The sequence below is a fragment of the Nostoc sp. ChiVER01 genome, assembly GCF_034531155.1.
Lineage (GTDB): Bacteria > Cyanobacteriota > Cyanobacteriia > Cyanobacteriales > Nostocaceae > Nostoc.
Window position 1 is genome coordinate 207,054 of record NZ_JAVRBS010000010.1, and the last position, 20,401, is coordinate 227,454.

Sequence of the window (20,401 nt, forward strand, 5' to 3'; positions counted from 1 at the left end):
TTTCAAAGATGACCCGGATACCCACTCGATTCTCAAAGACCGCGCTACTGCTGATAAGAATGGGGATGTGCGAAGTGCAGCCATCCAAGCATTAGCTAGCAATTTCAAAGATGACCCAGACACCTGCTCGTTTCTCAATGACCGCGCTACTACTGATTATGAAGAGGATGTGCGAGGTGCAGCCATCCAAGCATTAGCCAGTAATTTCAAAGATGACCCGGACACCTGCTCGTTTCTCAAAGACCGCGCCACTACTGATAATAGTTGGGATGTGAGACGTGCAGCCATCGAAGCATTAGCCAGCAATTTCAAAGATGACCCAGACACCTGCTCGTTTCTCAAAGACCGCGCCACTGCTGATAAGAATGGGAATGTGCGAGGTGCAGCCATCGAAGCATTAGCCAGCAATTTCAAAGATGACCTAGACATCCGCTCGATTCTCAAAGACCGCGCTACTACTGATTATGAAGAGGATGTGCGAGGTGCAGCCATCGAAGCATTAGCCAGCAATTTCAAAGATGACCCGGACACCCACTCGATTCTCAAATACCGTGCCACTACTGATAAGAATTGGGATGTGCGACGTGCAGCCATCCAAGCATTAGCCGGTAATTTCAAAGATGACCCAGACACCCACTCGATTCTCAAAAACCGCGCCACTACTGATAATAGTTGGGATGTGCGACGTGTAGCCATCCAAGCATTAGCCAGTAATTTCAAAGATGACCCAGACACCCACTCGATTCTCAAAGACCGCGCTACTGCTGATGATAATGGGAATGTGCGATATGCAGCCATCGAAGCATTAGCCAGCAATTTCAAAGATGACCTAGACATCCGCTCGATTCTCAAAGACCGCGCCACTGCTGATGATGATGAGGATGTGCGATGTGCAGCCATCCAAGCATTAGCCAAATACTTCAGAAATCAGCTTAAGTTGTTTGAAATTTACTACAACTGTGCTGTAAATGACTCCTTTGAGGGTAGACGTAATTTCCCGTTTAATTCCAACCCTCGGCGCGTTGCACTGGAGATAATTATCAAGCAATTTCCTCAACATCCCCAGACTTTACCACTGTTGCGCGACAAAGTAGAGAATGACCCAGATGGGCAAGTGCGAAACTTTGCTCAACAGAAATTGGCAGAATTAGAGAAGTAAAAGAGTGTATGAGTAAATATGAAATATACAATCGTTATTCAGTGGTCTGATGAAGATGAGTGTTTTGTTGTGAGTCTTCCTGAATGGGGATTTTGTCATACTCACGGAGATATTTACGAAGAAGCTTTCAAAAATGCTCAAGAAGTTTTAGAAATGCTGATTGAATCATCTTTGGCTGACGGTCAACTTCTACCAGAGCCCAAAACACTAGAAAAGTCGTTAAAAGAATTTGTAATTTGTAATTCGTAATGATGCTCTCTACGAGACGCTAAACGTAGCTTGCTTCTTTGCAGGAGTAAGCAAAGTCGCTAACGTAATAAGTATTAGGTTACATGATTAAACGAAACTGTAGGTATTTGATTATAAACTTCTACATTTTCTTCAAGAGTTTGACGGATATCGTATTGTGTTTGTAAATTCAACTAAAACTGAGCGCTGTTACAAAAATAGCGAGATAAACACAATGCTGTATCTGTTGTAATAGTAAGTTTTCCAAATATAATTTCACTAATTCTTGTCTGGTTCTTTCAGTTAATTTAATATAAATTAATTATGGAAATCTTAATAGGGGGAAATTTTTTGTAAAAAATTTCTGACTTCTGTTTCTTTGCAAAGAATAATAACTTGCTGATTTAGTGTTAATTGACTAAGTTTTTTGATAATTTCAGGGCGACGATTAATTGGGTATGACCATACATATTTGAGAAATTCCCAGTTCAATCTTTCAGGACAATCCAATGCCATATCAGGTCTGGATTGTCCAGCATACATGAAGCGACGTTTAATAATTCGCGCCAAACACAAAATCCGGGGAAAATCCAAAAAAATTACCGTATCTGCAACCGATAAACGAATGTCGAGAGTACCACTGTAGTTACCATCCATAATCCAAGATTCTCGTAGGGTTAAGTCTTGGATTATGCTCTGCCATTTAGCTTTTGGAGTCTCAACCCAGCCAGGATTCCAATACCAAGCATCCAAGTGAATTACTTCTAAGCCTAAGATGGTTCCCAGTTCGCGGGCTAGGGTAGATTTACCAGCACCCCCAGAACCAATAATTAAGATTTTCTTCACCTTGTGTTTGCATCTCCCTTTTCAAGCTCAAAAGGGTAAGCATTGCTCACCCAAATAACCGTCTTCAGGACAACTCAATACGCCGCTACAATAGTACCCTAAGAAGGATTATGCCCAAATATTGATATTATGACCACTGCCACAACCGTAAAAACTGAGTATGAAGCTATTATTGGTCTAGAAACCCATTGTCAGCTGAGTACAAATACCAAGATTTTCTCTAATAGCTCTACGGCATTTGGTGCTGACCCAAATACTAACATTGATCCGGTTTGTATGGGTTTACCTGGGGTTTTACCTGTACTCAATGAAAAAGTATTAGAATACGCCGTCAAGGCTGGTTTGGCACTGAATTGTCAAATCGCTAGATATAGCAAGTTTGACCGGAAACAGTATTTTTATCCTGACTTACCCAAAAATTACCAAATTTCTCAATATGATCTACCGATCGCAGAACATGGTTGGTTAGAAATTGAGTTGGTAGATGCTAACGGGAATCCGATTCGTAAACGCATTGGCATCACACGTCTGCACATGGAAGAAGATGCTGGAAAATTGGTACACGCAGGTAGCGATCGCCTCTCCGGTTCTTCCTATTCTCTGGTAGACTACAATCGCGCAGGTGTACCGTTAGTAGAAATTGTCTCGGAACCTGATTTGCGTTCTGGATTAGAAGCTGCTGAATATGCCGAAGAGTTGCGCCGGATTGTCCGGTATCTCGGCGTAAGTGACGGTAATATGCAAGAAGGATCTCTGCGCTGCGATGTCAACATCTCTGTGCGTCCAGTGGGACGAAAGGAATTTGGCACGAAGGTAGAAATTAAAAACATGAACTCGTTCAGCGCCATCCAACGGGCGATTGACTATGAAATTGAACGTCAAATAGCCGCCATCGAAGCAGGCGATCGCATTATCCAAGAAACTCGGCTGTGGGAAGAAGGCGCTCAACGCACAAGTAGTATGCGGGTGAAAGAAGGTTCTAGCGATTACCGCTACTTCCCCGAACCAGATTTATCACCAATTGAGGTGACAGATGAACAATTAGAGCAATGGCGTAGCGAACTACCAGAATTACCAGCCCACAAACGCCATCATTATGAAAGTGAGTTGGGGCTTTCGGCTTACGATACGCGAGTGCTAACAGAAGATCGTTCAATAGCGGAATATTTTGAAACTGCCATCGCATCTGGAGCAAATCCCAAAGCTGCTGCAAACTGGATTACTCAAGATATCACCGCCCACCTCAATAAGCAAAAACTCAGTATTACTCAAATCGCCCTAACTCCCACCAATCTAGCTGATATCATCACTCGCATTGAAACGGGCAAAATTAGCAATGCTCAAGCTAAAGAAAAGTTGCCAGATTTACTCACTGGTATTTCTCCTGAAAAAGCCTTTGCAGGTCAAGAGTTAATCACCGATCCTAGTGTACTAGAACCTATTGTTGATGAAGTCATAGCTGCCAATCCCAAAGAACTAGAAAAATATCGCAACGGTAACACCAACATCAAAGGCTTCTTTGTCGGACAAGTTCTGAAAAAAACAGGCAAACGTGCTGATCCTAAGCTAACTACGGAATTGGTGGAGAAAAAACTGAACGCCTAGCAGGGGAGCAGGGGAGCGGAGGGGACAAGGTGACAAAAGTTTAGAACTTCCAACAAGTCTTTCCCCTTGTCCCCAATTCTCCTTGTCCCCAAGTCCTCTTTTCCATGCCCAATGCCCAACTACGTATTTTCCCGGTGATTCTTTACAAAATCTTCATATAAAAACTGGTGACAGCCCCCATACCTAAAATGCTATGCTGTGGTAAGTAGATGCACCCTGATGATCTGGAGAGCTGCCTAAGTGGCTCTCTTTTTTATTGGATTTATGTGGTATTTACGTAAATGCTTCATAAAATTTTTAGAACCCATCTTATATATAAGTATTAACCCTTAGATCAGAAATGATATGGTGTCAGAAAAAGATGCACCGTAATGATCTGGGGAGTGACCCAAATGGCTCTTTTTTTCTGCTTTTGTCTTTCTTCATAAGAAAGGTAAAAACAATTATGCTAATCGCCAACTAGTGGATTATTATTGCCATCAGCAAATAAACTCATAAAAAAGGGAGAGGAGAGTAAGGATTAGGGGAAGTGGGAAAAAACTAATAACTTTCAACTCCTAACTTCTAACTCTTAACTCAGCACTTTTTGAAAGCACTTTTCCAAAGCACAAATTGACCTATCCAACTTGATAGTTGTAAGGAAGAATAATGGCAGATTGGCATAAAATCACAGGTGGCATCACAGCACCAAGGGGGTATCAAGCGGCGGGAATTACCGCAGGGTTGAAACCTTCGGGGTTGCCAGATTTAGCTTTGATATTCTCACAGGTGGAAGCGATCGCAGCTGGTGTATTCACCACTAGTCAAGTTAAAGCCGCCTGCGTAGAATATTGTCGCCAACGCTTACAAGCTAAACAGAGCGCTCGTGCCATCCTTTGCAACGCCGGACAAGCTAACGCCGCTACAGGGAGTCAAGGCTACCTTGACACTTTAGAATCTGCTATGGCAGTAGGTCAAGCACTAAACATCCCATCTGAATCTGTGTTAGTGGCTTCCACTGGCGTGATTGGTCAAAGAATTAAGATGGATGCTTTGCGAAGTGGGATTCCCAAAGTAGTAGCAGCACTATCACAAACAGGCTCAGATGCCGCCGCCGGAGCGATTATCACTACAGACTTGGTAACAAAATCCATCGCCCTAGAGACGACTATAAGCGACCGCCCGGTACGAATTGGTGGTATTGCCAAGGGTTCTGGTATGATTCACCCTAACATGGCAACCATGCTAGCATTTGTTACTTGTGATGCTGTGGTTTCGCCAGCTCTTTGGCAACAGATGTTGGCAAGAGCAGCCGATAAAAGTTTCAATTCCATTACTGTGGATGGCGATACCAGCACCAACGATAGCTTAATCGCCTTGGCAAATGGTCAATCTCGTACCCCAGCAATTACAGAATGGGGCGCAGAAGCAGAGAAATTAGAGGCGATGTTAACAGCAGTTTGTCAGCATTTAGCTAAAGCGATCGCTCGTGATGGTGAAGGCGCAACCTGTCTAATTGAAGTAGAAGTAACAGGGGCCCATGATGAAATTTCAGCCCGACAAATAGCCAAAACCATCGCTGGTTCATCCTTAGTTAAATCTGCAATCTTTGGGCATGATCCTAACTGGGGACGCATCGCCGCTGCTGCCGGACGTGCAGGTGTACCCTTTGAACAAGAAAACCTGCAAATTAAGCTAGGGGATTTCTTAATGTTGGAAAATGGGCAACCTCTACAATTCGACCGTGTAGCAGCGAGTGCTTATTTGAAAAAAGCAGTGGTGGGTGCTTATCTCCAAGAGGATACTGTATTAATCTCCGTTAACATTGGCAATGGTCATGGTTCAGGTAAAGCTTGGGGTTGTGATTTAAGTTATGACTACGTGAGGATTAACGCCGAATACACTACTTAAAATCTTCTTTACAGGTATACCGATTCTCCTTTCAGGTTTATACAAATGCGTTTTTAGAGTAGCACAGCTACCTGTGCTACTCTAAACCATAGTGCCAACATAATAGTCTTCATAAGTAAGAGTTTATATATTAGAAAATACTACTAAATATATAGTTGCAAAATAAGCTAAAAAGCAAATCATACTATAAAATTAATAGTCTCCATAGATAAAATATTATACATTAAGAATTATTCATATAGTTAAGGAAAATACATAACCTTTTCCTTATACATCCAATTTAATATTTGTTTAATAAATCCAGACTCCAAGTGAACAAATTGAACTTGAAAGGCTGTAAACTGATTTCAACAAGGTGAATGAGACCTCTGCACCACACTAGAGCAGAGCCAATAAATTAGCCGAGTTTTTATATAGGTAGCTCTGTCATTGATAAAATGACTGCCGTTGCTTTGCAAAATATAGCTTAATCATTAATAGCGCAATAAACATAACGTTTATTGTCTAAATTGCCATAGCTATAAAAATAAAATTTACGTTTTCAGGAGAATATTATGACAGAATTTTTTAATCAAATTTCCCGCCGCAAATTCATTTTCACAGCTGGAGCATCGGCGAGTGCTGTATTTCTTAAAGGCTGTTTAGGTAATCCTCCTGAAAACTTAACTGGTGGAAACACTAAATCACAACCAACTGCTCAGTCGGTTGCTAATGTTAGTTCCGAACAAGCACCAGAAACTACTACAGTCAAGCTGGGGTATATTCCTATTGTAGAAGCGGCTCCTTTAATTATTGCTAAAGAAAAAGGCTTTTTTGCTAAGTATGGCATGACTAATGTTGACCTTTCCAAGCAAGCTTCTTGGGGTTCAGCAAGGGACAACGTAGAAATTGGTTCTGCTGGTGGTGGTATAGATGGTGGTCAATGGCAGATGCCAATGCCACATTTAATTACAGAAGGTTTAATTACCAAAGGCAATCAAAAAATTCCCATGTATGTCTTATGTCAATTAATTACACATGGAAATGGAATTGCGATCGCAAATAAGCATCAAGGTAAAGGTATAAGTTTAGAATTAGCCAGCGCCAAGTCTTTGTTTAAGGAATTAAAATCTTCAACCCCTTTCACAGCTGCATTTACCTTTCCCCACGTCAACCAAGATTTGTGGATTCGCTACTGGTTAGCAGCAGGCGGCTTAGATCCGGATGCAGATGTCAAGTTGCTCACAGTACCTGCGGCGCAAACTGTGGCCAACATGAAAACAGGAACGATGGATGCCTTTAGTACAGGCGACCCCTGGCCTTATCGCCTGGTTCAAGACAAAATCGGCTACTTAGCAGCATTAACCGCAGAAATTTGGAAGAATCATCCTGAAGAATATCTTGCCATGAGAGGCGATTGGGTTGATAAAAATCCTAAAGCTACCAAAGCAATTTTAAAAGGAATTATGGAAGCCCAACAGTGGCTAGATAATTTTGATAACCGTAAAGAAGCGGCTCAGATTTTGGCTGGACGAAATTATTTCAATCTTCCTTCACCAGAAATCCTAGCAGACCCATACGCAGGCAAATATGACATGGGTGATGGCCGCAAAATTGATGATAAATCAATGGCTGCTTACTACTGGAAAGATGAAAAAGGTAATGTTTCTTATCCATACAAGAGTCATGATTTATGGTTCATAGTTGAAAACGTTCGTTGGGGATTCTTACCAAAAGATTACGTAGACAATAATGCTGCTAAGGCTAAAGAACTTATTAACAAAGTCAACCGGGAAGATATTTGGAAAGAAGCTGCCAAAGAAGCTGGCATTGCTGCTGCTGATATTCCTACAAATACATCCCGTGGTGTAGAACAGTTTTTTGATGGCATCAAATTTGACCCCGAAAAACCAGAAGAATATTTGAAGAGTTTAAAAATCAAAAAAGTCAGTATCTAGAGACGCGATTCATCACTTGTAGAGACGCGATTCATCGCGTCTAAAACTAAAACAAATAACAATAAAATTTGCGGAGAATACAACATCATGACAATAGCTCAAAAACGTCCTGCAAGCCCTAGATTGAGTAATGGCTTTATATCCAGCCTGAAAAAGCAATTTCCTGACCTTATACCTCCAGCGATCGCGATCGCCATCTTCCTCGTTCTCTGGCAACTCTTCGCTTGGATTCCAGGAGCTACATTACCAGGGCCAATACAAGTTATCCAAGACACTTGGGTGTTAATTTTCTGGCCATTTTATGACCGAGGTGGCATTGATAAAGGTCTATTTTGGCAAATTCTCGCTAGTTTGCAACGAGTTGCCATCAGTTATACCCTAGCTGCGATCGTTGGTATTGCCTTGGGCATTTTGATTGGGGTTAATAAAACCATGTCCAAAGCTTTAGACCCCATCTTTCAACTACTGCGGACAGTACCACCTCTAGCTTGGGTTCCGATTTCTTTAGCAGCTTTACGACAAAACGAACCCGCAGCATTATTCGTAATTTTCATCACCGCCATTTGGCCAATTTTAATTAACACTGCTGTCGGTGTTACCCAAATTCCCCAAGATTACAACAACGTCGCCAAAGTTCTCCAACTTAGTCGCAAAGAATATTTCACTAATATTTTGATTCCTGCGGCATTACCCTACATCTTTACTGGTTTGAGAATTGCGATCGGTTTAGCTTGGTTAGCAATTATCGCTGCCGAAATCGTCATGTCCGGTATTGTCGGCATCGGCTTTTTCATCTGGGACGCTTATCAAAATAACAACGTCAGCGAAGTTATTTTAGCTCTAGTTTATATCGGTGTTGTTGGGTTGCTTCTAGATAAAGCGATGGGCTGGCTGCAAAACAAGATTTTACCAGCAGAGCAAAAATAGTCATTAGTCATTGGTCATTGGTCATTTGTAAAAAGCTAAGGACTAATGACCAGTACTAAGGACTAATAGCATAAAGACAAAGGACAAATGAGATGTTTGTAGCTGTAGATCAAATTGAAAAAGTTTTTGAATTAACTGGTGGTGGCAAATATATCGCTCTCAAAGGAATCGACCTCCAAATTAAAAAAGGAGAATTCGTTTCTTTGATTGGTCACTCCGGTTGCGGCAAATCTACCTTATTAAATATGATTGCGGGTTTGGATTTGCCAACTGAAGGTATTGTCACTCTCGAAGGACAAAGAATCACCAAACCCGGCCCAGACAGAATGGTGGTGTTCCAAAATTATTCCTTATTACCTTGGCGAACAGTTAGAGAAAATATTGCTCTCGCCGTTGACTCAGTAATGAAAGGTGTAACCGCAGCCGAACGCAACGCCATTGTCGAAAAACATATAAATATGGTGGGTTTGCGTCCCCATGCTGATAAACAACCGGGAATGTTATCAGGTGGACAAAAGCAGCGAGTTGCGATCGCCCGCGCCTTAGCGATTCGTCCTAAATTACTCTTGCTAGATGAACCATTTGGTGCATTAGATGCACTCACACGCGGCAATTTGCAAGAACAACTGATGCAAATCTGCGAAGAAAATCAAGTTACCGCCGTGATGGTGACACATGATGTAGATGAAGCGGTGCTATTATCTGACAGAATCGTGATGTTAACCAACGGCCCCGAATCTAAAATCGGCGACATTTTAGAAGTGGATATTCCCAGACCCCGCAAGCGCATGGAAGTAGTAGAACATCCTAGCTACTACAGCTTGCGAAGTGAGATGATTTACTTCCTCAATCAGCAGAAACGGATCAAGAAAATTCGGGCGCGGAAAACTGGCGACGTTGCCCGTCATGGCTTAGAAAAAGTTAACCTAGAAATTGGCTTTTTACCTCTAACAGCTTGCGCCCCTTTAGCTGTTGCTAAAGAAAAAGGCTTCTTTCTCAAGCACGGTTTAGATGAAGTTAACCTGGTGCGTGAAAGTAGCTGGCGGGGTATAGAAGATGGCATAAGTGGCGGTTATTTAGATGCGGCGCAAATGCCTTCAGGGATGCCGATGTGGCTAACTTTGGGAGGACATAATAACCAACCTCTACCCGTTGTCACTGCCCTTACCATGACTCGCAACGGTAACGCCATTACCTTGGCAAAACGCTTTTACGACCAAGGTGTGCAAACCTTATCAGATTTCAGAAATCACCTGATTCTCACCCACGAACAACGGCATACAATGGGGGTAGTGCATCCCGCTTCTATGCACAACTTGCTGCTGCGTTACTGGTTAGCGGCTGGTGGAATTGACCCCGACAGTGATGTAGACATGAAGACCATTCCCCCAGCGCAGATGGTAGCCGATCTAAAAGCCGGAAGCATTGATGGCTACTGCGTCGGCGAACCTTGGAATTACCGCGCGGCTGTGGAAAATGTCGGTTTTACCATCGCTACTGACTTAGAAGTATGGCTGGGACACCCCGGTAAAGTTCTTGGTGTGCGGGAAGATTGGGCAGAAAATTATCCAAATACGCATATCGCCTTAACGAAAGCTTTGTTAGAAGCTTGCGTGTATTGTGCAAATCCCGAAAATACCCAAGAAATTCGCCGAATTTTAACAGGGCGAGATTATGTCAGCACTGATTTAGAATACATTCAACTCGAAGATCCAGATAGTCTCACCTGTGACTTAAATCATCCATTGCGGGACTATGCCCATCATCAGTTTTATTCTGAGTCTGCCATTAACCGCCCCAGTCGCACCGAACAAATTTGGATTATGAGTCAATTGGCGCGTTGGGGTGACACTCCTTTCCCCAGAAATTGGGTAGAAGTTGTGGAACGGGTGTGTCGAGTGCGTGTTTTCAGCACCGCCGCACGAGAATTAGGTTTGGATATTAGCTATATTCGCCAACCGATTCAACTGTTCGATGGTACTCCCTTTAACGCCGACGATCCGATCGCTTATCTCAACAACTTGAAAATTAAACGTGATTTTTCAGTCGCGGAAGTTATTCTTGATGCACCAAGAAGGAGACTCGCATCATAAAACAATGGTGAGAGAAAGAGGGAGTGGGAGAAGTAGCACATCACGCGCAAACCTCTGAACTGGATGAATCCACCTTTGAACTCCGTTAATGAGTCTTTGAACTGGATGAATCCACCTTTTATCTCCGTTAAGTTATATCTTGCATCAGTCCCTACGATCGCCTGAGAATAAATTCTCAGGCTAATAGCCCAAGTCCACTTAAGTGGACTAAGCTGACGCGCATTTAAATTTGATAATTTAGCGCCTTGAACCACTTTACTGCCTTAGATTGCCTTGTAAAACTAGATGACGAACAGCTTAAAACCTTACTCCATTCGATATTAAGCGGCTTAGTTCCCCCACTCCCTTTCATTTAGTCTTCTTTAGAAGACTTTAGCTATAAGCCTCAGAATTCATTCTGAGGCGGTCGTGGGAACTGATGCAAATTCTGAGTCAACGAATCTTTGAAGTTTAACATTAAGCTATTTAATCCCCAAATACCATGCAAAATCGTAACTTTACAGCTACAAACACATTAGGAAAACCATTCGTCGCTACAACCACCAATCACAGACCTTTCCTAGAAATTAAAGACGTTACCAAAGTCTATCCGACAAAGAAAGGCCCCTTCACCGTACTCGACGGCGTTAACCTCAACGTAGAACAGGGCGAATTTATTTGCGTCATTGGTCACTCTGGCTGTGGCAAATCGACACTATTAAATATGGTATCCGGTTTTAACTTTCCCACCTCCGGGCAAGTGTTACTTGAAGGAGAACCAATCACCAAGCCAGGCCCAGATAGGATGGTTGTCTTCCAAAACTATGCTTTGCTACCTTGGCGAACTGCTTTTGAAAATATCTACTTAGCTGTTAACGCCGTTTATCCTAACAAACCACAAGCTGAAAAAAGAGCGATCGTGCGCGATCATTTAGCAATGGTGGGATTGGCTGATGCAATGGAAAAGAAACCAATGCAAATGTCCGGTGGGATGAGACAACGGGTTTCTATCGCCCGTGCTTTGGCGATTCGTCCGAAAGTTTTAATTTTAGATGAACCTTTTGGGGCGCTGGATGCTATCACCAAAGAAGAATTACAAGAAGAATTGCTGAAAATTTGGGGCGATAACCGTTGTACAGTGCTGATGATTACCCACGACATTGACGAGGCACTATTTTTAGCAGATAAATTGGTAATGATGACCAATGGGCCTCATGCAAAAATTGGCGAAGTTATGGAAATTCCTTTTTCTCGCCCCCGCGATCGCGCCCGGATTATGGAGGATCCACAATACTACCAACTACGTAATTATGCCTTAGATTTCCTCTTTAATCGCTTTGCCCATGATGACGTAGGTTAAGCTAATCTTTTCCTAAGTTTTCATTCTAAAAAATGGTTCCTTCCAGACGAGTTTATTTATTGTTGGTTTTAGGTATAGCGATCGCCCCGATCCTATGCCTTTTTCTCAACATTAAAGCAGCGATCGCCATCATTTTGCTATTTGATGCGATCGTTCTCGGATTGATGGTTATAGATGGTTTGCAGGTACGCCGTTCTCGTGTGCAAATTACCCGCGAATTACCCTCACGATTATCCATTGGGCGGGATAATCCAGTGGTGCTAAAAGTAACATCGCCAAATGCCAACGCCCTAATTGAAATCTGCGATTACTACCCAACAGGGTTTGGCATATCTGCACCCACACTCACCGCTATTATTCCCAGTAATACCACTCAAGAATTGACATATACCGTCAACCCGACACAGCGCGGTGAGTTTCCTTGGGGAAATATTCAAGTTCAACAGTTAGGAATTTGGGGATTAGCTTGGGATGATTGGCAAATTACCCAAAGTTTGCTAGTGAAAATTTATCCTGATTTGGTTGGGTTGCGATCGCTGACAATTCGTTTAACATTGCAATCATCAGGATCAATCCGCCAATCTCGCAAAACTGGTATTGGTACAGAGTTTGCCGAACTGCGGAACTATCGCACTGGTGACGATTTGCGGTTTATTGATTGGAAAGCTACCGCCCGTCGGGTTGGGGCATATAATAATGCAACGCCACTGGTGAGAGTTTTAGAACCCGAACAGGAACAAACTTTACTGATTTTGCTCGATCGCGGGCGATTAATGACAGCAAAGGTGCAGAATTTGCAGCGATTTGACTGGGGTTTGAATGCAACTTTATCCTTAGCATTGGCGGGGTTGCATCGAGGCGATCGCGTCGGTGTTGGTGTATTTGACCGCCAGATGCATACGTGGATTCCCCCAGAACGCGGTCAACATCATTTAAATCAGCTAATCGATCGCCTAACACCAATTCAACCAGTATTATTTGAATCTGATTATTTGGGGGCAGTGACAAATGTTGTGCAGCGTCAAACTCGCAGGGCGCTGGTAGTGGTGATTACCGACTTAATTGATGTCACCGCTTCTACAGAACTCTTAGCTGCACTTTCCAAACTAGCACCCCGCTATCTGCCCTTTTGTGTGACTCTGCGAGATCCGCAAGTTGATCGTTTAGCACACACTTTCACAGATGATGTTACAGATGCTTATGCCCGTGCAGTGGCACTAGATTTATTAATGCAACGACAAGTAGCTTATGCTCAATTGAAGCAAAAAGGTGTATTAGTACTAGATGCACCAGCAAATCAAATTGCCGATCAGGTAGTTGAGCGATATCTGCAACTTAAAGCCCGGAATCAACTTTAGCCAATTGCATTGATTCATCAAATGAGAGGTGCTGAAAATAGCACCTCGTAAGCCGTGATCCTTAATAATGGCACGCTAACCACGATTAAATATTAAACAAAAAATTGTTTTCGGTTAGTGATAATCCAGCAGATAATTGGGCAAATTTTACCTGAGTAAACCCAGACGCACTGCCATCTTGGTCAAAGAACAGTCCACCTGTAACATTGTTGTAGATGAATCGTTGAGCAGCAGTGGTTGCTGATACTCCAAGGGTAAACTGACTTGGCTGAAGTGAACCTGGTGATAACCCGCCACCAAAGTTAATAGCCGATATCTGAATCAATTCATTAGTCGCGTTGAAGTCATAAAGATTAACAATGCCTTTATTGTAAATTTGGAATTGAAAGGTATCAGTTCCATCTCCTCCATAGAGAGTGTCATTACCAAAACTAGCTGAGAGGATGTCATTGCCATCGCCACCATAAAGGGTATTATTACCTAAATACCCACCTGAAAGGAAGTCGTTACCTGCACCGCCAATAATCGTATCATTGCCACCATTGCCCCCAATTATCGTATCGTTGCCATTGCTCCCTACAATGTTGTCATTGTACTTTGTACCTATAATATTTAATCCTTCGATATTGTTGTAGCTAACTCGATTATTGGCCGCCGTAATTGAGCCAATGTTAGTAGTAGCATTGAATGTCGAAGTGATTCCTCCAGTAGCATTGGTGTAATCGGCGGACAAGAAATCATCACCTTTACCCCCATCCACTGTTTGAGTCACTAAAGAAGATAAGGCAGTAGATGAAGGCTGTACAGCAAAAGAGTCATTACCATCGCCCCCAGAGAGCAGATTATTGCCTTGTGAATTACCAACATCCAAGGAATCGTCACCAACGCCACCGTTAAGAGTGTTATCACCTGTTGAACCCCTAGCACTCAATGTATCGTTACCTGCACCTCCATTGAGGGTGTTATTGCCTAAAGAGCGAGAGTCAAAGAAGCCGAAATCGGAGCCGGAGCCGCCAGAAAGGTCAAGAAAATCATTGCCATCGCCCCCAAAGAGCAAGTTATCACCTTTTGAACCGCTAGCACTCAAGCTATCGTTACCTGCACCTCCGTCAAGGGTGTTATTGCCTAAAGAGCGAGAGTCAAAGGAGGAGCCGTTGTACCTGTAGAGGCCAGAAATGTCAAGAGAATCATTGCCATCGCCCCCAGAGATCAAGTTATCGCCTGTTGAACTGCTAGCATTCAAGCTATCGTCACCAGTACCACCGTAAAGGGTATCATTGCCTGCACGGTTAATGAGAGTATCATTTCCTGCACCGCCAATGAGAATATCATTTCCCGCACCACCTCTCAAAAGGTCATTACCACTCAAGCCGTCGATGATGTCGTCACCCCCCTGACCATTGATGACATCATTGGAGTTGTCAAAACCCGTAATGTTGTTGGATAGGTCATTGAGGAAGGTAACAGTGTTCCTTTTGAACAGACTAGTTTGAGTGGAATTAGCATCAAACACATCAAAACTATCGGCGATGCTGGTTTGTCCATAAAACAGTATATTGCCAATAGCTGGTTGTGAAGAAGTTGCTGGCAGATTATCCAGGTTTTCTAATTTAAAGTTTTGGAGAATGACTTTATTATTAGTATTACCAGCATTAGCGTCTTCAAATGTGATTTCTAAGTTGTTACCATTTTGAGTTAATAGCAGATTTTGAGCAGTGAAGCCAAGGAAGCCACTGAAGGGAGTATCTTTAAATTGCAAGGTGTCTAAGGAGGTAATCACCGTTGCTGACGGATTTGAGCCTTTACCCACGCCACCGAAATCGGTGATAATATCAGTGCCCTCTGCCGGGTTGTAAACAAATATATCATTGCCAGCGCCACCAGTTAGGGTGTCGTTACCAGCCGCACCTGTTAGGATATCATTACCTGCACCGCCAATAATCACATCATTATTATAGCCGCCATTTATCGTATCATTGCCATTGTTCCCTACAATCAAGTCATCGTATTGTGTACCTGAGATATTTAATCGTTCGATATTGTTGTAGCTAACCCGATACGTGCCCACCGTAATTGAGCCAATGTTCGTAGTAGCATCAAAAGTCGAAGTCAAACCCCCGCTAGCATTGCTGTAACTAACGGACAACACATCGTCACCTTTACCCCCATCTATCGTATCATTGCCAGCATTGCCTGTGGAGAGTGTATCGTTGCCATCGTTGCCAACAATCAAGTCATCGTATTGTGTACCTGAGATATTTAATCGTTCGATATTGTCGTAGCTAACCCGATTCGTGCCCGCCGTAATTTCTCCAATATTAGTAGTTACATTGAATGTCGTTGTGATACCCTCTGTAGAATTCTTGTAGCCGACGGACAACACATCGTCACCCTTACCCCCATCGATAGTATCATTACCAGCATTGCCCGTGGAGAGCGTATCGTTGCCATCGTTGCCAACAATCAAGTCATTATATTGTGTGCCTGAGATATTTAATCGTTCGATATTTTTGTAGCTAACCTGATACGCGCCCGCCGTAATTGAGCCAATGTTAGTAGTGGCATTGATGGTCGTTGTGATACCTCCTTTAGCTAAGGTGTAATCGACGGACAACAAATCGTCACCCTTGCCCCCATCTACCGTTTGAGTTACTAAAGAAGAGAGGGCAGTATCTGTGGGGCTTAAATAGAAGGAATCATTGCCATCGCCCCCAGATAGTAAGTTATAGCCTGTTGAATACTCAGCACGCAATGTATCGTCACCTGCGCCACCGTTGAGGGTGTTATTGCCCTTGGAGGACACATAACCATCGCCACCTCTATCTGAGTAGAAATAGCCAGAGGTGGAGAGAAAATCATTGCCATCTCCCCCCAAGAGTAAGTTATTACCAGATGTTACCCCAGCACTCAAGCTATCGTTACCAGCGCCACCGTTGAGGGTGTCATTTGAAGCCCCAGCACTCAAGGTATCGTTACCATCGCCCCCAAAGAGTAGGTTGCCAGATGTTGACTCAGCATTCAAGTAATCGTCACCAGCGCCACCGTTGAGGGTGTTATTGCCTGTGGAGTCAATATAGTCGTATCCTTCTAAATAGTAAGAGGCGTTAAGAGAATCATTGCCATCGCCCCCCAAGAGTAAGTTATTGCCTTTTGAAGCCTCAGCACTCAAGGTATCGTTACCACTGCCACCGTTGAGGGTGTTATCGCCTGTTGAAAATTGAATATCGAAGTGATCGTTACCAATACCACCAACAAGGGAATTATTGCCCGTATCATCAACGAGGGTGTCATCTCCAGCACCACCAACAAGAGTATCATTCCCCATACCACCTCGTAGCAGGTCATTGCCACTCTCGCCATCTATGATGTCATTCCCCATACCACCTCGCAACAGGTCATTGCCACTCTTGCCATCTATGATGTCATCGCCCCCTTGACCATTGATGACATCATCTGAGTTGTCAAAGCCGCTAACGTTATTGTTCAGGTCGTTAAGGAAGGTGACTGTGTTTTTTTTAAAGACAGTGCTTTGAGTAGAGTTGGCATTGAAGACATCAAACCTGTCGGTGATGCTAGTTTGCCCATCAAACAGGATATTGCCCAAGTCTACAGTGGCTCCAGTTGATTTGCTCAGGTTATCCAGATTTTCCAGAGCAAAGTTTTGCAGGATGACTTTTGCACCAAAAAGCCTCCTTTGATAAGGATACCTTTCAAAGCTGATTTCCAGATTGTTACCATTCTGGGTCAACAGCAAATTTTGGGCAGTGAAACCATCGCCCTGGAATTCTAGGGTGTCCACTTCGGCAATTACTGCTGCTGTCGGATTTGTCCCTTTACCTACGCCACCAAAATCGGTGATGATATTATTACGCTGGGAATTATAGTCAGCGTCGTCGTTGTCAATATATTTATCCTGACCGCCTCCACCAGTCAAGGTGTCGTTACCACCGTTACCATATATGATCTTTATAGTATCGTTGCCTGCAAGGCCGTTAATCGTGTCCGCTTCGTAACTACCCGCTAAAGTATCATTACCGTTGGTTCCAATGATATTTGCCATAACTTTTACTTACCTTAATCGATTTTTTCAGTAATTTTTAAGTTGCCAATTTGCTTTTTGTGCTGTTTTATAACACAAAAAAATCATCGAAATTTGACGTTTTCGGCATACTTTATCCGTCACCTTTGAGGATCAGTAATATTTCTCGAAGATTCCCAATATAAAAAGGCTTTCAGGTAGCATTTGTCTAGCTATCTTAGACTATCTAAGTTTTAATGATGGTACAAATTAATGAGCATGTACATTCGGTATCATAGGCCATTTCAGTCTTTTTCATCATCGTTATTCAGCGATTTATAATGAGTAATAATGATAAAAAAATCTGACTATTAAATGTCTAAAAGCCATTCTTCATATCTAGTTTTTTGCCAAATCTAAGTTCTACTAGAAAATAAAATAGTCAACAGTTGACTATTGATCGGTAAAAATATTTTTTTGCCCTCCTTTTGGGCTATTCTTCTTAGATGTCTAGCTTGAAAATAGAAAACATCTGACTGAATATTTTTAAAATAACTACACAGTCAGTATCTTACTTAAATTTATATATTTAACTAAGCATCTTTGTATAATCTTCACCTTATTTGCCGACAACATGTATATACAAGCGTCGAGCTTTATACCTTCTTCATATTCTTTTAGCTTCTAGACGATAAGAAAGCAAAAAGCAGTAGGCAAATGTTTAAACGAGTCAGAAAAAATACACATTTCCTTTTTGATGGCAGCGATGCCTGCGGTGGTCACGTAGCTCTGTCGTACCCTGAGACAAGAACACTTGCAAATCATCCGCACACATACCGAAAGTTGAAAAACTAAACCCAACATCTATTCTCTATTAGCACTGAATTGCATTAATTTACCAAATGCGAGGTGTAATTTTCAGCACCTCGCAATACTTACCTAAAGAAATGAAACTCTAATCACCATCAAACAACCAGAAAATTGTTGTTGGTTAGAGATAATCCAGCAGATAATTGTGCAAATTTCACCTGAGTAAACCCAGACGCACTGCCATCTTGGTCAAATAACAGTCCACCTGTAGCATTGTCATAGATGAATCGTTGAGCATTAGTACTTGCAGATGTTCCAAGGGTAAACTGATTTGGCTTAAGTGATCCTGGTGATAATCCGCCACCAAAACCAGCAGCCGATACCTGGATCAATTCATTAGTGGCGTTAAAGTCATAAAGTCTATCAATACCTTCATTGAAACTATTAAAAACAAAAGTATCATTTCCACTGCCACCATAGAGAGTGTCATTACCAAAACCACCTGCAAGGATATCATTCCCACTGCCACCATAGATTGTGTCATTCCCAGTACCACCATAGATTGTGTTCTTACCAGAGGCATTAGAGGCGGAAATATAATCATTGCCAGCGCCACCATCCAGTAGGTTATTGCCTTTTGAATTGCTAGCATTCAAGTTATCGTCCCCAGCGCCACCGTTAAGAGTATTATTGCCTGTGGAGCGAGAGTCGTATGTGATGGAGACGTCGCGGGGTGAAAGCGGGTCGCTGGGAGTGTAGCTGTAGTAGCCAGAGATGGAGAGATAATCATCGCCATCACCTCCAGAGAGCAGGTTATTGCCTGTTGAACCCCCAGCACTCAAGGTATCTTTACCTATACCACCGTTGAGGGTATTATTGCCAGACGAACGAGAGTCGTAGTCTTGGTAGTCATTTCCTTTGTAGTAGCCAGAGATGCTAAGAGAATCATTGCCATCATCCCCAGATAGCAGGTTATTACCTGTTGAACCCTCAGCACTCAAGTTATCGTCACCAGCGCCACCGTTGAGGATGTTCTTGCCAGATGAGCGAGAGTCGTATACGTCGTCTGGGTAGCTGAAGCTTGTGTAGCCAGAGACAGAAAGAAAATCATTGCCATCGTCCCCAGAAAGCAGGTTATTGCCAACGAGTGAGTCATTACCCGTACCGCCAACGAGGGAGTCATTTCCCGTACCACCAATGAGAGTATTATTCCCCGCACTACCAATGAGAGTATCATTACCCGCACCACCCCGCAACAAGTCGTTGCCACTTTTGCCATCAATGCGATCATTGCCCCCCTGACCATTAATGACATCATTTGAGTTGTCAAAGCCGCTAACATTATTGTCGAGATCGTTAAGGAAGGTGACTGTGTTCTTATTGAAGATGGTGCTTTGGGTGGAGTTGGCATTGAAGACATCAAAGCTGTCACTAACAGTAGTTTGCCCATCAAACACAATATTGCCCAAGTTTACAGTGGCTCCTGTAGATTTGCTAAGATTATCCAGGTTTTCTAGGGCAAAGTTTTGCAGGATGACTTTGGTATTATTGTTGTGTTCAAAGGTAATTTCCAGATTGCTACCATTCTGGGTAAGCAACAGATTTGGAGCAGTTAAGCCTGCACCCTGGAATTTGATGGTGTCCACTTCGGCAGTAACTGCTGCTGTCGGGTTAGTTCCTTTACCTACCCCACCGAAATCAGTGATGGTATCAGTGCCGTCGCCCAAGTTGTAAATAAAAATATCTTTGCCACCGCCACCAGTCAGCGTATCATCCCCCTGACCACCAATGAAAGTATCATTGCCAGTTCCACCTTGTAGCAAGTCGTAGCCGTCGGTTCCAACGATATTTGCCATAATTTTTACCTGACTAAATCAATTTTTTCAGTAACTTCAATTATCAACCTTGAGTTTAGTACTGTTTTCGGACACAAAAAAGCCGCCGAAAATTTAAGTTTTAGGTATACTTTTATCTCACCGTCAAGGGATAGCACTTTAATATTTGAAGATTCAGCATATAAAAAAGCTTGCAAGTATTACTTGCCAACTGATTTAGGAAAAATCTAAATAACTTGACAATAATTACATACTAACGTGCTACTTAAATATTTATGTTGAAAATAATAAGTTTACATATTCTTCATATTATTACCAAGGTGGCTGCGTCATGTAAATAATAACAGTTTGTTGTT

Annotated in this window: 11 protein-coding genes and 1 pseudogene; 9 read left to right on the plus strand and 3 right to left on the minus strand. The window is 42.7% G+C overall.

Features of this window, described 5'->3' with window-relative positions; genetic code table 11:
* Both RMY00_RS15820 and RMY00_RS15825 read left to right on the plus strand, forming a co-directional pair.
* Positions 1-1,159 (plus strand): HEAT repeat domain-containing protein (locus RMY00_RS15820; RefSeq protein ID WP_322648438.1); only part of this gene is annotated, 1,159 nt, incomplete at its 5' end.
* Positions 1,160-1,177: 18 nt separating this feature from the next.
* Positions 1,178-1,408: a type II toxin-antitoxin system HicB family antitoxin gene (locus RMY00_RS15825; protein WP_322648439.1), complete on the plus strand. Its 231-nt coding sequence runs from the start codon at positions 1,178-1,180 to the stop codon at positions 1,406-1,408.
* Between the two features lie 312 nt (positions 1,409-1,720).
* Here RMY00_RS15825 and RMY00_RS15830 read toward each other — a convergent pair whose 3' ends face one another.
* A complete protein-coding gene (locus RMY00_RS15830) occupies positions 1,721-2,233 on the minus strand; it encodes a DNA topology modulation protein (RefSeq protein ID WP_322648440.1) in 513 nt (170 codons plus the stop codon).
* A gap of 129 nt (positions 2,234-2,362) precedes the next feature.
* Here RMY00_RS15830 and gatB point away from each other — a divergent pair, with 129 nt between their 5' ends.
* From gatB to RMY00_RS15865, 7 genes are all read left to right on the plus strand, one after another.
* Positions 2,363-3,838: an Asp-tRNA(Asn)/Glu-tRNA(Gln) amidotransferase subunit GatB gene (gene gatB, locus RMY00_RS15835; RefSeq protein WP_322648441.1), complete on the plus strand. Its 1,476-nt coding sequence runs from the start codon at positions 2,363-2,365 to the stop codon at positions 3,836-3,838.
* 648 nt (positions 3,839-4,486) lie between these two features.
* Complete coding sequence (gene argJ, locus RMY00_RS15840) at positions 4,487-5,728, plus strand: bifunctional ornithine acetyltransferase/N-acetylglutamate synthase (protein ID WP_322648442.1); 1,242 nt, start codon at positions 4,487-4,489, stop codon at positions 5,726-5,728.
* Between the two features lie 554 nt (positions 5,729-6,282).
* The gene (locus tag RMY00_RS15845) at positions 6,283-7,665 is read left to right on the plus strand and encodes a CmpA/NrtA family ABC transporter substrate-binding protein (RefSeq protein ID WP_322648443.1); all 1,383 of its coding nucleotides are present in this window, start codon (positions 6,283-6,285) and stop codon (positions 7,663-7,665) included.
* 87 nt (positions 7,666-7,752) lie between these two features.
* Positions 7,753-8,592 (plus strand): nitrate ABC transporter permease, encoded by an 840-nt coding sequence (gene ntrB, locus RMY00_RS15850; protein ID WP_322648444.1) that lies wholly within the window; start codon positions 7,753-7,755, stop codon positions 8,590-8,592.
* Between the two features lie 92 nt (positions 8,593-8,684).
* Positions 8,685-10,685, plus strand: a complete 2,001-nt coding sequence (locus RMY00_RS15855; protein WP_322648445.1) for a nitrate ABC transporter ATP-binding protein — start codon at positions 8,685-8,687, stop codon at positions 10,683-10,685.
* Between the two features lie 481 nt (positions 10,686-11,166).
* Entirely contained in the window at positions 11,167-12,024 is an 858-nt protein-coding gene (locus tag RMY00_RS15860) for a nitrate ABC transporter ATP-binding protein (RefSeq protein ID WP_322648446.1), read from the plus strand.
* 32 nt (positions 12,025-12,056) lie between these two features.
* Positions 12,057-13,382 carry a DUF58 domain-containing protein gene (locus RMY00_RS15865; RefSeq protein ID WP_322648447.1) on the plus strand — a complete coding sequence of 442 codons (1,326 nt, stop codon included), beginning with the start codon at positions 12,057-12,059 and terminating at the stop codon, positions 13,380-13,382.
* Between the two features lie 85 nt (positions 13,383-13,467).
* On the opposite strand, the gene RMY00_RS15870 is transcribed toward RMY00_RS15865, so the two are convergent.
* Both RMY00_RS15870 and RMY00_RS15875 read right to left on the minus strand, forming a co-directional pair.
* The gene (locus RMY00_RS15870; RefSeq protein WP_322648448.1) at positions 13,468-17,442 is read right to left on the minus strand and encodes a calcium-binding protein; all 3,975 of its coding nucleotides are present in this window, start codon (positions 17,440-17,442) and stop codon (positions 13,468-13,470) included.
* A 923-nt stretch (positions 17,443-18,365) separates the two neighbouring features.
* Positions 18,366-20,066: pseudogene (locus RMY00_RS15875) on the minus strand (calcium-binding protein); the annotation flags it as partial.
* Positions 20,067-20,401: the final 335 nt, after the last annotated feature.

What these genes read in the sequence shown, in the direction of transcription:
- RMY00_RS15825 (WP_322648439.1), top strand. Translation starts at nt 1,178, where the DNA reads ATGAAATATACAATCGTTATTCAGTGGTCTGATGAAGATGAGTGTTTT.
- ntrB (WP_322648444.1), top strand. Translation starts at nt 7,753, where the DNA reads ATGACAATAGCTCAAAAACGTCCTGCAAGCCCTAGATTGAGTAATGGC.
- RMY00_RS15860 (WP_322648446.1), top strand. Translation starts at nt 11,167, where the DNA reads ATGCAAAATCGTAACTTTACAGCTACAAACACATTAGGAAAACCATTC.
- RMY00_RS15855 (WP_322648445.1), top strand. Translation starts at nt 8,685, where the DNA reads ATGTTTGTAGCTGTAGATCAAATTGAAAAAGTTTTTGAATTAACTGGT.
- argJ (WP_322648442.1), top strand. Translation starts at nt 4,487, where the DNA reads ATGGCAGATTGGCATAAAATCACAGGTGGCATCACAGCACCAAGGGGG.
- RMY00_RS15870 (WP_322648448.1), bottom strand. Translation starts at nt 17,442, where the DNA reads ATGGCAAATATCATTGGAACCAACGGTAATGATACTTTAGCGGGTAGT.
- RMY00_RS15845 (WP_322648443.1), top strand. Translation starts at nt 6,283, where the DNA reads ATGACAGAATTTTTTAATCAAATTTCCCGCCGCAAATTCATTTTCACA.
- gatB (WP_322648441.1), top strand. Translation starts at nt 2,363, where the DNA reads ATGACCACTGCCACAACCGTAAAAACTGAGTATGAAGCTATTATTGGT.
- RMY00_RS15865 (WP_322648447.1), top strand. Translation starts at nt 12,057, where the DNA reads ATGGTTCCTTCCAGACGAGTTTATTTATTGTTGGTTTTAGGTATAGCG.